The following is a 14239-nucleotide window of genomic DNA, read 5'->3' as shown; positions in this document are numbered from 1 at the left end:
GTTGATCTCTCCCTACTTTTTCTGCATTTATATTCCAACGATACAAACCGACCGTCGGTTTGTCAATTGTTTTTTGAAAAATTAGATAGATGAGTGTTTTAAAATGTCAGTTTGGCAGGGCGGCAAGCGGTATCATAAGCAGCAGATACATAAAGAAGACACCCCGCTGAATTTGCTATTTCTTTAGCAGGATGGCTGTTTTAAAATGATAAATCTAAATTAATGAGTTAATTTTTTATCAGGCTTTATCTTTCAGATTATCAATGTAAAAAGCATTTTGTTCTTTTTAACCGTGATAAATGCTTTTATTTTACTGTTTAATCACTCTCTTACTCCATCGCACTCTATTTAACTGTAACCATTCTCCTAGGGTGGTCAGCGTTCGGTTCGATTTTTAAAGAGTTTTTCTCTAAATATGACAAGTCCTTTCGACTGATTATGTCTTTGTTGCTGTTTTATTCTTCTATCACTATTTTTCTTTAAAGTGACAGAGGGGAGAGAAGAGTTTCTGCTTTTTGAGAGAAGGGGTGTTTTAGTGTAATAGAAAAGAAAATGAATGAGAAATATAATATGTCCGTTATCCTCTGATATTCGGCAAAGCAAGATTAATAGGTTAATCAACGAAATGTACAATACCCAATTTCTTTTTTTTGATATACTTACATGTTTGTCCATTTCAAAAAGAACAAGCTTTGCATAACATGTATTAACCCATTAAAAAGGAGGTGCTGTTTATGTCATGCTATTACGGCGGTGGATCTAGCGGCGGTGGATATGGCAGCAATTTTGTTCTGATTGTTGTCCTCTTCATCCTATTAATTATTGTTGGTGCAACTTTCATGAGCGGTAGCTACTAATCTTTAAAATGCAGGAACCAACCTATTCTAAACCCAAAGCCCAAAATCAATTCCTTCACCTACCATTGAAGCGTCAGACGACGCTTCTTTTATTTATCTCATGATTAAAATGTATTTGGGTATCTTTCTTTATTTTCAGCCAGCGAATATTCCCATACCTTATATCCACTGGCTTCATCTTCTCGTTTGCTATCGCATCCAACATCGTACCCACGCTGATAAAGCGCTTCTAATAATTCATCTTTATTATCAGTCACAAAATAGTGTTCATAAAACTTGTTATAAGCAAAGTAAATCTTGTCGTGTTCATCTATTTCAATCGGTAGCCTCTTAACTTCTCGTAAAGCATTAGTACAGCCTTAAAATTTTTCCATAGTCATTTCGTCTCCCTATGTCACAGTTCGTATCAAATGTGACATAGAAAGACCAGTATTAAGGTTTTTTTTGTTCTCCTATTATCAATGGGGAACAGAACCGCATTGACGAGAAGCTTAAGCTTCATGATATTGAAACTTGGGAGATTTCAAATGAAGGGATGGGCATGATAGCAGGAAACCATGGAATGGCACATTCATTCCATCCCTACGGTACTTAGTTCCTGATTCTAGACCTTAACGGCAGCTATACACAAGGTCAATATAGAGTTAGCATTATTCGGGCACAGTTGAATAATAAGCCAGAAAAACCCACTATCATTCCATATTGTAGAACAATAGTGGGCTTTTTATTGGTTCTGGATGTAGACCGCGGAAAATAATCTTTTATTTATCATAAACCATCTAATAAAGAAAGTGGTGTTATAGCGAGACCTTCATTACTTTGGCTGTCAATAAATTAGATTTGTTTATAATTAAAACTTTATTGAAGGTAGGACTTTTCGGGTTTAGAAAAAAACATGATATTTTCTTCCCTATAGCTTTAAAGAAGATGAGGCTGTAACAACAATGAACTATCTATTTGTTATTTAGAATTAGAGTGCCTGTTCAGCATCCTTCCTAGGCGCTATTTTCTTACGGTTATCCTTTGTATAAAGCCATTCATAGATAATCGGGATGATAATAAAGCTATTAATCGTTGATGTTACCATCCCGCCAATCACAACAATGCCAAGTGTTTGTGAAATGACTGTATCTGCATTCTGTGAGAATGCAAGTGGTAACAACGTAAGAACGGTAGCGGCTGCTGTCATTAAGATTGGTCTGGTTCTTGAAAGGGTACCATTTAATACAGCTTCTTTAATAGGCATTCCCTCTTTTCGATTCCGTTCGATTTTATCAATTAACACAATACCATTTGTAACTACAATACCGGTAAGCATCAGAATTCCAATCAAGGCAGCCAAATTCCATTCTCCGTGGAACAGGATGAGTGTGATGACTACACCACTTAGGGCTAGTGGAATACTTAAAAGTACAGATAAGGGTGCTTTCCATCCTTTGAAAATAGAAGAAGTAATCAGCAAAACTAAAAGGATGGAAAAAGCAACAGCCACAGCCATGTCGAAAATCATTTGTTTTACTTGTTCAGAGATTCCTCCCAATGAATACGTTACATCTTTAGGGAGCTTCATGGTGCTTAGAGCTTTGTCTGCCTGACTTGATACTTTACTAATATCGTTAGATGTAATTTGCGCAGTCACAAGGGAGAAGGGTTGACCGTCTCGTTCACTAATAGTGGAAGGTGATGGATCTTTACTAATCTTAGCGATTTGGTCAAAACGGACCGTTTCACCCTTATTTCCCACTAATGTTTCTGCTTTTAGAGAGGCTAAGACATCATCTGCAGTAGCATTTATAGTAATGGCAGAATTTACTCCTGTTGCAACTTGATCTAAATATTGGTCAACAGGAAGTGCTTTATGGTCAACCGTAATGGTTGCATCTTTAGATGAAGACAGATAACGATTAATAACTGCTAGAATATCAGTTATCTTCACTCCTTTATCTTGAATCGTTTTTTGGTCAAACGTCACTTTATATTTAGGTGAACCATTCGTCAAATCTATCTTTCCATCTACGCTTAGATTCGGAATTTTAGCCAAGTTCATTCGCGCTTCCTGAGCAACTTGATCCAATGTTTTTTGATCGGAACCTGTAAACAGGATGCGCATTTGTGAATCATCACCAGAGATATTCTGGCTGGTTACGGTGTACGTAATATTCTTAGATAGTGTCGGGAGCTCTTTTTGTAATTGCTTGATAACAGAATCAGCATCCTTGTCGTTTTTCAACACAACAGAAAGGTTAGCGACATTTGGATAGGTGATAAAGCCTCCACCTTGATCAAATACGTCATCACTTTGTGGAGTCATAGTTGAACCGAAATTAGCTGAATACGCATCAATTTTTGGATTTTCTTTCAAGGCCTTTTCGATTTTTTGAACTTCAGAATCTACTTGAATTAACGTGCTGCCTTTAGGCAACTCAGCTTTGATGGCGATCTGTCCGATTTTTCCACTAGGCAATAAGCTTACTGGAAGAAAAGCGGAATAGATACCGGCACCTAAAAAGACTACTATTGAAACGATAATCATGGCTTTTTTGTGTTTAAATGCCGATTCCAACACGGGTTTCATGGCAGAGTCCAGTTTGACGGTTTGTTTTCCCCCGTCGCCGCCTTTCCATCCCATAAAAGCAAGAGCAGGAATAACAAGCATGGCAACAAAGAATGAAATAATGAGAGCAATCACGACTGACCAGGCAAATCCGCTGTAGGACGCACTGATTACTCCGCCAACAAAAGCAATGGGAATATAAACGGCGATGGTGGTTAACGTAGAACCTAATATCGCAGGAATCATTTCTGCCACAGATGCTGCCAAAATAGAGATTAGAGGTTTATCCTTCTCCTCTTCCCGTTTTCGATACATATTATCTAAGATAACAATAGAATCATCGACAATCCGTCCCATTGCTACGATCAAACCGGAAACCGTTAAAATATTTAGCGTAATACCCATTGACTTTAAGAAAGCTGTTGTCGCTAACAATGAAATTGGCAGTGAAATCGCTATTAATAAGGTTGATCTTGTATTTCTAAAAAAGAAGAACACACAAATCATTGAGAATAAGCATCCAAGCAATCCTTCACGAACTAATCCGAAAAGAGAGCCGTTTAATTCTTTTTCTCGATCAAGTAACACTTGGAACGAAACATCTTTTGGATTGACTGTATCCAAGTGAAGATGAGAGACCCGGTCCTTTACTTGATCGGCCACATCTGTAATATTGGCTGAAGGGGTCTTGATTACATTTAAAGTCACGCTTGGGGACCCGTTCGTTCTCGACACGGTTTTAACGTCATTTAAGGAATGTGTTATGGTGCCAAACGCTGACACAGGAATGGCTTTTCCTTCCTTATTCTTGATCGTTGCCTTTTCCATTTGCTGCTCCGTTAATGACAACCCATCGAAAGATACTGGTATGGATAACTGATTGTTTACAATAGTCCCTTGCGGCATAGATGGGATAGCCAGCGCAAATGATTTATTTACATCATCCAATGTTAATCCATTTTTCACGAGGTCTTTCATCCGGACCGTTAAGACATAGCCATCTTTTGCTCCTCCAAATACGGATACATCTGCTACACCAGGAACAGATTTTAATTGTTTCATAATTTCCTGCGTTGCGGTGGAGCGAAGTGTTTGTTCATCTAATGTTGAGCTTGTTACACTGTACGTCAAAATGGGAAAAGAACTCGTTGTTAATCGTGTTACGGAAGGAGTGCTTGTTAGGGTTGAGGGAAGATCTGCATTTGCCAAGGCTTTGTTTACTTGATCTTCCGCTTGTTTCATGTCTGTATTCATCGGAAAATACAAACTCATAAATAATCCACCGTCGTAAGATGTGCTTTCAACGTTTGATAATCCGTCCACTGTTTTAACAGCGCTTGCCAGATTATCTGTAACCTGTTGTTTTACTTGATCTGCTTGATATCCGGGTACTCTCATGCTAACTGAAAGGGTCGTATTGTTAATCCCCGGCAAATAATCCCGTTGCATTTGAAAGGCGGAAATTCCCCCCCATGCCAGAATGACAACGACAAAAACAATCATTAGAACGGCTCGTTGCATCGTTGCTTCTACAAGTTTTCTCATCATTTCTCTCAACTTCCTCTTTTTTAATATTTAGGCCTCATGCTTTTTAGGTCTTCATGGTTGAACTTGGATCGGTATGTGTTTTGTTACTTGGCTGTATAAACGAAACGTTCTTAATGCCGGGGGTTCTAATCTTGCCGAGAAACCTATCACGTCAGTTGGATAATGAATTCCCTCAATATACTTGATAACCCAATTATCGTTACCCGCATTCATACTAGATACTTCCAACGATCATTTCGCATCCACAGTATCCATACGATTGAAAACACTAGCACCGCGTGATCGCTCACAAAAGAGGAGTCAGCAGCATGTAGGATAATAAGGCTATCAAAGAAGAAAAGACAGCCTATAAAGCGGTATACCGTTTTTCTATCCCTTATTTTTTTCTTTCCGCTAAACCAAAGAAACACTGTTTGTAAGAGCGACTTTTTTCTTGTGCGGAAAAACGATTAGCCTGCGACCATGCATTAATCTAGTGGAATGTTTAGTCATTTACATAGTTACTGAAGCCATTCTCTTTTCACTCTTATATTAACAACTTACATAGTTCTTCATGTAGAACCGGCAGCGGCATGGTGGTGTTATCCAAATGGTACATTTTTAATGTAGAGCCTGGAGCTGAAAAAACGCTGAATATAACATTAAAAATCGATTAAAAAGAAAATTTTCTTGCAAAATTATTGATATATTGCAGGAGAGAAAGAATTTCACCTTCGAGTATGATGATGTGTTGTTATCGTATTTTTTGTTATCAAAGATTAGGTTTAACTATTCTTTAAGGGGAAAGGAATAAAGAATTTGGATCGTTAAGGAGTACAGTGTATAGGAAGACCGGAATATAAGCTTTTCCTAACTGAAATGGGCCATTTACGTGGATAGTACTTACGTTGTGGGGATAGAGGGATCAGATCATTAATTGAAGAGGATATTCTGTTGTTAAAAAAGTTCCTAAAGAATTAGATGAACGGGGGTCCAATAGTGATTTAAAGCTTGTTTAACTTATGTATTTAAGTATCTTTAAAGTAAAACTACATTCTAATCGAACGAATTAAAGGGTAGTAAGATGAAGGTTGTGAATAAAAATAATGAGTAGTCACTTTTTTATTAGTCTGATCCAAATGGTTTTATAAATGATTGGTTGTAGATAATTAAGAATCTTAGCTAATCTTTTTATGTGAAGGCAGCTGAGGTTAAAAATTGGGTGTACAAAATAGCACTGGAAAAGGTTCAAAGTAACTCCAAAAGTGACAAGCGATGCATTCACTCTACCGATAATATGGGATAAGTAACGCAGTCCCAGGATTGTACTTTTAAAGACGGCGAACCTCTAACTTTGTAGTCGGGGAAGAAACAGCTTATTCCTTTTATTAGTGATGATTCCGTGAGCGGATAGACTTGCCTGGAACGATGGAGGATATTCGGAAGTTGATTCGTGATCAGTCCGGTTTTATTCTTGGTCACATGACCGCTGAGCGGCATAAGCGATGGGGTAATAAGTTAAAATAGAGCATGTCAAAGAATAAGCGAGTTCAGCTTCTCATGAGAAGCTGGAAGGAAGAGTATTTAAGTATACTAATCCTCCCGCTGTCGGGCTGCCAGGTACTAATTGCGATAGCCGCTGAACTGGCTAGCCCTGTAATTGTTGATGGTCGAAAACTGTAGGCAAATTGATTCTAACAGTTGTTCCTTCACCAAGTTGACTATTAATTTCTATGGTACCGTTATGGTTTTCTATAATTCGTTTGCACATCATAAGCCCTAAACCTGTCCCTTTTTCTTTTGTTGTGTAGAAAGGTTCGAACAGCCTTTTCTGTCTCTCTTGTGATATCCCACTCCCTTTATCGGTAATTTCTATTAAGAAACTATCGCTGTGCCCATTTTTAAGGGAAATGACTATTTCTTGTGTAGAGGGGTCCGTAGTCGCTTCAATCGCATTTTGTATCAAGTTCATCAGCACTTGTGTTATCTGATTGGGGTCGCATTGAATAGTAAGTGTCTGATCGAAATGAATAGATTCAATAAGGTGAACGCCATTTAAAGTAGCTTGAGGTTTCATAAATTCTACAACATGAGAGACCAAAGCCTTGATATCCGTTTCTCTCGTCTTCATGTTTTCTTTAGGCTTAGCTATAAATATAAATTCGTTTACGATGGCATTAATTCTGTTTAATTCAGTAAGAACAATTTCAATATAATGATCTATTGTTTTGTCATTTGAAAGTTCCTTAATCATTTGAGCAAAGCCTGTTACAGACGTTAAAGGATTACGAATTTCATGAGCAACTCCAGCTGCCAGTTCACCAATTAACGAAAGCTTTTCTAGCTCTTGAATCTTGAGAGTATTCTTTCGGTGCTCTGTAATCTCGATGGCTGTGCCATTTACTTCAACAACCTGTGAATTGACAATTACTGGAGTTAATGAAGAAAGATAATAGAATCCATTTATGTTTCCTTCATAATTAATAATGCTGCCACTCCAGGCTTTTTCATAAAAAGATTGCTTCTCATTTGCTTGATTTTCAGGTAAGAGTTCATGCAAAGTTTTACCAACAATTAGTGAAGGGGGAATCTCTACTTTTTTAAGAAAATCACCTTCCGCAAACGTATGGATGAATTTGTTGTTTTTCTTTATGAATTTAAAAACAAATCCATTATGTTTTGGAATAAGATTTTGGTAATCAACAAAAACGTTAGAAATATTCTGAAAATAGCTGACATTATAATGAGTCATATTGATATCCCCCGGTCATTATGATGAGTAATGAATTCAATTTATGGTAATTCTGTAAGTTTTTTTATTATACACTAATTTTGGCTGTGTTTCTTATGGAATTGAATTTAGACATAAAAACACTCCACAAATATTAATTTTTTGTCTAATATTTACGGGGCCGTTCAAATGGGAAAAATAAGTGTAGAGGGAGATAGAATATAAATAATCGGTTTGTCTGTAGGGGAATGATTGGATGATCGTTCAATAACTAAAGGTTATGTTTTTAGAAACAAACGTTTCTGCTGAAAAAATGATATAATAATAGCAACAATAGTATAGGTTTTCTCAAGGGTGGTCGGCATTCTCCTCCATTTTAGCGAAGGGAGGTGATGCTGCATGACAGTATATGAATCCTTAATGATTACATTTGCTTTCGCGAGTTTGATCATATCCATTCTGTCATTTCATAAAAAAGACTAAAACCGCCCTTGAGATTGGCCCCTCATGGCGGTTTTAGTAACTTAGCTATTTGTGTGTCGATCCCTCTAATGGGAACCTGCTATTGTATGGCCGTTTTGATGTTCCAGCATCGAAACGGTCTTTTTAATGTATACAGTTCTATTGTTATTATACCCTATTGCTTAAAATTTGAAAACATTTGAATTAGGAAAAGACCTTAAAAGAAGAGTGCTTTCTGCGTCTTTTTTGTGGCCATTTACGTTCAAAAAACATTTGCTGTTAATTAGAACCATACTTTCGTTCCATGAAATTTAGGGGTTGGCAGATAGTTTCTTTCTTTACTAGGCTTACAATAAAGAGCCTTTCTTGACTCATTGTTTTGTCAGGCTTTGCCTAGCCGCCAACTATGTTGGGTACAAAAACCCCTATGCTCTTTTCTGTTGCTTTTAGAGAATATCCTAAGAATGAGAGTTGGAACATATAGAAAGAAATGTTAGAGGCGGCCTTATTGAGGGCGTTCAGTGAAGCGTTTTTCGGATCTTTTCTTATTCATGCGATATATATTTAACCTAATAGGTTATATGAAAACTAGATTTAGCGACTGTCTATGAAAATGTTCAGTATGTTCAATATGCTTAAAGACAGTACTGAATAAAAAAATGGAGTATTAACGATTAATAATAATTCATAGGGATTACACCTGCTGCTCTTGGGGAAAATGTTATTATACACATCTAGATAGGGGTGCAAATTAATGGAACAAACACTTTATGAAAAAGTTGGCGGAGAAGAAGCTGTTGCGAAAGTTGTGGACTATTTTTATTTCGAATTGGTTCTTAAGGATGATACAGTTAATCACTTTTTTGAACACACAGATATGGAAAAACAGCGTCGTCATCAGACAAAATTTATTAGTTTTGCGTTAGGTGGACCCAATCAGTATTCAGGAAAATCAATGGCAAAAGCACACGAAGGAATGAATCTACAGCCAGCCCATTTTGATGCTATTGCAAAACATCTTCATGATGCGCTTGCTCACTTTGGTGTGAGTGAAGCAGACATAGACAAAGCTTTAAGTAAAGTTGCTTCATTAAGAGAGGATATTATTTATAAGTGACTGGTTCTATAAGTGAGTGGATTATTTAAAGAAAGTAAAATATGAATTTTAATTTGAAAGGCAACATAAATATCATCATGTTAGATGAAAAACGCCCTAGCTGCCCAAGGCAGCTAGGGCGTTTAATATATAATATGGATGGGCTGTGCATTAAATTACTCAGAGGGCTTAAAGGGTGTCTCTATGAAAAAACAGGAATTTCTCTTTCATTTGTCTTATCTTATTCAGTGACAAACGTATAGAGCATATGTTATGTTTTAATCTCTACATAATGCCCAAAGTAAAAAGAAGAGGTGTTTAAATATGAATAAGACAGAATTAGTAAACGTTGTTGCAGAGAAAACGGAGTTAAGTAAACAAGATGCTACAAAAGCTGTGAACGCATTATTTGAAACGATTTCTAATACACTTGCTAAGGAAGAGAAAATCCAGTTAATTGGATTTGGAACATTTGAAGTACGTGAACGTGCAGCTCGAACAGGCCGTAATCCACAAACTGGAGAAGAAATTCAGATTGCAGCTTCTAAAATTCCTGCTTTTAAACCAGGTAAGGAATTGAAAGAAGCTGTTAAATAAATTTATATTTCTATAACGGTATATCATAGAAAGGCTCTAGGGGATTATCCCTAGAGCCTGTTTTCATTTTATGGATCTTTTGAAAATAATCTCTAAATCGTAGACATACTGATCATGTTCTTTTTTAGGATACTAGTATCAATAGGTCGAAGTTTGGAATATTACTTGCAGCTATCTTGAATCTTTTATACCGGAACCGATTCTTCGCGATAGAGATAAGATTAAATTTATTAAAATTGCTTTTTAAAATAACTTCATACAACTTTTACACGAGATTTACAATAGGATGCCATACTTAAATATAGGTCGAAGGGTGGGGATAAAATGAACTGGAAGTACGGTATTCATATTGTAAAAAGAGCACATCTATTTAAATGGAAACGAAAGTTACATCCAAAACAGAAACAAAAGAGATGGACATTACAAAGCAGATTGCTCATAAGCATTTTAAGTTTATTTATCATATCAACTGGAGTGCTTGGTTATGTTTCTTATGAAAAATCACGTAATACTGCTATTCGTATTACTGAAAACCGTCTGGAGCGTGAAGCTTTTTCGATGTCTGAGATTGCTCAAAGTTTGATGTTTACGTTTATTAACGATGAAGAAGAATTTTTGAAGAAATTTAACTCTACAATTAAATTACAAGCTGCTCAATTAGCACAAGATGGTCTTTCGGGTCATTTTTTCTTACTAAAACAAAATGAGGTAATACCGTTTGCTGTCAGTGAAGGGAGTCGTTTAGCTTTCCCGGAAAACGTCCTAGGGTCGGTAAGAAAACAAGAAAAAGGGATTCTTCACTTTGAGTTTCAAGGGAGTGATTATACGCTGACATTTAAAAAAATACCTGAGTTAAAAGGGATTTATTTGTTGGCTGTTCCAACTGCGGATTATTTAGGACCCATTAACCAGTTAGCAGTATTTATGCTCATTACTTCTATTATCAGTGTCCTTATTACGTCTATTGTTATTATATTATTAGTGAGAAGTGTGACAAAACCATTAAGCACCATACAAAAAGTTATCCGAAAGGTACGAGACGGGGATTTGAGTGAACAAATTATGCTCAATACTTCTATTCCTGAAATTTCTTCCCTTATAAAAAGTTTTAATCAAATGATTGGACAAATGAAAATGATGCTTGATCAACTTTATGACACAACCGCCGCTTTACATGAAACAGGGGATGAATTGAAAGGTGCCTCTGAGAATGCGTTGTATTTTAATAATGAACTGAAAGAATCAATTTTCACAGTAAAAGAAGGGGCGGAACAAACGGCTATCAGTTCTGAAAAAAGTATTGATATGTTTCAGGAAATGAAGGAGAAAATCCATCATATGCTCTCAAACATGAACACTATCGCGCATACATCAGAACACATGAATTATCGGGCCTCTCAAGGGGAGCAGGATATCGTTCACATGATTACGTCAATGAATCAGTTTGAGAAAGAATTTATAACCATGACTGATACTATTAACACGGTAAAAGAACACTCGCTATCAATTGCGAGCATTGTCAATATAATTCAACAATTTGCAGAGCAAACCAAGCTGCTTGCTTTGAATGCAGCAATAGAGGCAGCAAGAGCTGGGGAATCAGGAAAAGGGTTTGCTGTTGTGGCGGGGGAAGTCAGAAAATTAGCCGACCAATCGAAAGGGGCCACCGAGGAAATTACACGACTCATTCAGTCGATGGAAGAAATATCGGTAAAAGCTTCTGAAGAATTTCATCATATGCTTCAAAAAAGTCAGCTTAATGCTAACATTTCGTTTCAATCTAAACAAACGTTTGACCATTTGATGGAGGAGATTAAGAAAGTTAATGAAGAACTTGAGAAAATGAAGGAGGAATGTAATCTCATCTCTTTAGCTTTGCCTCAAATAGAACAGTCTGCTGAGAGCTTTGCATCTGTGTCACAAGAAACACTAGCCAGCACTGAGCAAATGTTAGCTAATTCTAAAGAACAGATTGAACACATGAATCATACCCACGAAACGGGAATGAAGTTAACAGAACTAGCATCATCCTTAACAGATATTACGACTGAATTCATTATACATAAACAAGATATACTGTCTAGTGGTCCCATGAGGTCAAAAGCGAAAGCGTAATAGTATAGAGGTTCTGATAAAAAGATTGGATTTGTTTAAAAAAGTATATAAATTTCCTAACTGTTTTTCTTCTTAAACAGCGATCCAAATAGTCATTGAACGAACTTCACTTGGTTTGAACAGACTTGTCTTGTAAAGCAAGCTGTTCTTTTTTTCATGGCAGGGATCTCTTCTATTCCGGAAATAGCAGATTTCGCTAAGTGAAAGACTTTGATCATGTTCCCAAGGGTATGAAGTTATGGCCAATTGGTTCATGTAAAATCATGGCCATGATCAAGAATACGGGTAAATTTTATTAAGTTTATTTTTCATAAGCAGGAATGGTTAGGGGGGATTGTCAGTTTTAAATTATATAGTAATTACCACTTTACCTTGAGCGTGGCCTTCTTGAAAATATTTGAATGCTTCCGTTACTTCGCTTAACTTAAATCGTTTATCAATTATTGGCTTTACTTTTCCAGTCTCAAGTAATTCTTTTACATAGTTTAGGTCCTTTTGATTTACTCTCTGTAACAGGTTACTTATTTTCTTGCTTCCGGTCATTGAAATAAAAGGTCCAAGAACTAATGTTTGAAAAAATTGAGATTCGGAACCTCCTATGTGGACAAAACTTCCATTTGGTTTTAATGCTCGTTTATAAGCTGATATGGAATTAGAACCATTTACACCAAGAATCAAGTCATAATACTCCTCATTTTTTGTGAAATCATCTTTTGTATAATCAATGACATGGTCTGCTCCTATCGAATGCAATATTTCTAAATTTCTTGTACTGCATACCCCTGTTACTTCACCCCCGAATGATTTGGCAATTTGTACCGCGAAAGTACCGACACCACCAGATGCCCCATAAATTAATACTTTCTGTCCCGGCTTAATCTTGCCTTTATCACGTAGTCCCTGTAAGGCAGTCACACCTGCCATAGGTGTCGCAGCAGCTTCCTCGAAGGAGATATTGGCTGGTTTTAAGGCTAAAGCATATTCGGGGACAGTTACATATTCAGCAAAACCGCCCCAGCCACAACGAGAGAGGTCACCAAAAACTTCATCACCTACTTGAAATAGCTTAACGTCTTTACCAACAGCTTCAACTTTACCAGCTATGTCACCTCCTGGTATGGAGTATTTTGGTCTTATTAGTCCGAAAGCAAAGCGAGCTAAGAAAGGTTTGCCTTTCAATAGAACCAAGTTACCAAAGTTCAAGGACGCTGAACGAACTTTCACCAATACTTGATTCTCAGTAGGTAAAGGTTTTTTTATCTCTTTTAATTCAAGTACATCAGGTGAACCATATTTATCGCAAACTATAGCTTTCATAAAAACTTCCTCCAATGTTCTTATTGTATTTACAAAGAAAGAAAGGAACCATAACAGAAAGTTAGTGAAGTGTTATTATGTAATTATTTATACGAAATAATAAATGAAAAGATTCAGCGGATATCAGAGTACTCAAAATCATTCAAAAAAAGTTCATTGAGTTTATACTGATATGTTCTTCCTCATATGACCAGCAAAGAAGCGATTTTATTGAACGAACATGGTGAGCTAGTGATGAGGGTTTTAATGTTTTGCTAGATTCAGATAAATATTCTTTTAATTGTGCTGTTATAAGTGAATGGATTTCTATATCTCCCAAATGATGAGTAAGTAAGATAACTTGAAGTTGATATGCTTTTAATGTTTATGGTGAGAATCCGTCTATTCTCTTCTCCGATTCATACGTTTCCTATGCTTATGATGACAACGAAATACATCTCTTCTTTAAAATTTATTTTAAAGGAATTATTGACTTGACTATAGAAATTGAAAATGGAAGAGACTATTCAACTATTGAGGCAGGTCTGTTAAATAGGGCTAAATAGAATCGAAAGAGAATTCATATAGGAATTATCGATTCTTCATGTTGCTTTTGGAGGGAAATTTGATGGGAAATAACAACTATCTAGTGGACAAGAAAAATTATATTCATACTTATCTTTCATATATGTTAGGAAATAGGTTTACAGTTGCATATAATGATTATCAATTCTTTTCAACCAAGAAACTGCCCTTAGATGATAATCCATATTTTTTTAAAGAATCTCCAGATAAACTGGAATTTTCAACTCTTGAATACTTACATAAAGGTAAAAAAAGAATTGCTGACTTTAAACAATTTATGGAAAATACGGGTACTACTGCATTGCTTATTATTAAAAATGATACCATTCTTTATGAAGATTATTTTAATGGACATAAAAGAGACACTCCTCAAAAGTTGTTCTCCATTACAAAATCATTTATTTCTGCTTGGAATTGCT

At 36.2% G+C, this 14239-nt stretch carries 8 protein-coding genes and 1 pseudogene; 6 read left to right on the top strand and 3 right to left on the bottom strand.

The features are described 5' to 3' along the window. Nucleotides 1-734 precede the first annotated feature (734 nt). Complete coding sequence (locus AC623_RS21065; RefSeq protein WP_049662457.1) at nucleotides 735-857, top strand: YjcZ family sporulation protein; 123 nt, start codon at nucleotides 735-737, stop codon at nucleotides 855-857. 970 nt (nucleotides 858-1827) lie between these two features. Here the strand turns inward: AC623_RS21065 and AC623_RS10925 are convergent. Then, entirely contained in the window at nucleotides 1828-4959 is a 3132-nt protein-coding gene (locus tag AC623_RS10925) for an efflux RND transporter permease subunit (RefSeq protein ID WP_231603477.1), read from the bottom strand. A 1627-nt stretch (nucleotides 4960-6586) separates the two neighbouring features. Continuing rightward, nucleotides 6587-7690 carry an ATP-binding protein gene (locus AC623_RS10920; RefSeq protein ID WP_049662456.1) on the bottom strand — a complete coding sequence of 368 codons (1104 nt, stop codon included), beginning with the start codon at nucleotides 7688-7690 and terminating at the stop codon, nucleotides 6587-6589. Between the two features lie 378 nt (nucleotides 7691-8068). On the opposite strand from AC623_RS10920, the gene AC623_RS22315 reads away from it, so the two are divergent. From AC623_RS22315 to AC623_RS10905, 4 genes are all read left to right on the top strand, one after another. Beyond that, the gene (locus AC623_RS22315) at nucleotides 8069-8152 is read left to right on the top strand and encodes a putative holin-like toxin (protein WP_442853568.1); all 84 of its coding nucleotides are present in this window, start codon (nucleotides 8069-8071) and stop codon (nucleotides 8150-8152) included. Between the two features lie 733 nt (nucleotides 8153-8885). After that, nucleotides 8886-9248: a group I truncated hemoglobin gene (locus tag AC623_RS10915; protein ID WP_049662455.1), complete on the top strand. Its 363-nt coding sequence runs from the start codon at nucleotides 8886-8888 to the stop codon at nucleotides 9246-9248. A 303-nt stretch (nucleotides 9249-9551) separates the two neighbouring features. Continuing rightward, complete coding sequence (locus AC623_RS10910; RefSeq protein WP_049662454.1) at nucleotides 9552-9824, top strand: HU family DNA-binding protein; 273 nt, start codon at nucleotides 9552-9554, stop codon at nucleotides 9822-9824. A 324-nt stretch (nucleotides 9825-10148) separates the two neighbouring features. Next, on the top strand, nucleotides 10149-11939 hold the full coding sequence (locus tag AC623_RS10905; RefSeq protein ID WP_049662453.1) for a methyl-accepting chemotaxis protein: 1791 nt from the start codon (nucleotides 10149-10151) through the stop codon (nucleotides 11937-11939). A 348-nt stretch (nucleotides 11940-12287) separates the two neighbouring features. Here AC623_RS10905 and AC623_RS10900 read toward each other — a convergent pair whose 3' ends face one another. After that, nucleotides 12288-13256, bottom strand: coding sequence for an NAD(P)-dependent alcohol dehydrogenase (locus AC623_RS10900; RefSeq protein ID WP_049662452.1), 969 nt, complete (start codon nucleotides 13254-13256; stop codon nucleotides 12288-12290). A 607-nt stretch (nucleotides 13257-13863) separates the two neighbouring features. Between AC623_RS10900 and AC623_RS21765 the strand changes: the two are divergent. After that, nucleotides 13864-14239, top strand: a pseudogene (locus AC623_RS21765) (hypothetical protein); the annotation flags it as partial.

Source organism: Bacillus sp. FJAT-27231 (genome assembly GCF_001183975.1).
In the GTDB taxonomy this organism is placed as follows: domain Bacteria; phylum Bacillota; class Bacilli; order Bacillales; family Domibacillaceae; genus Pseudobacillus; species Pseudobacillus wudalianchiensis.
This window is presented reverse-complemented; position numbering and strand designations above follow the sequence as displayed.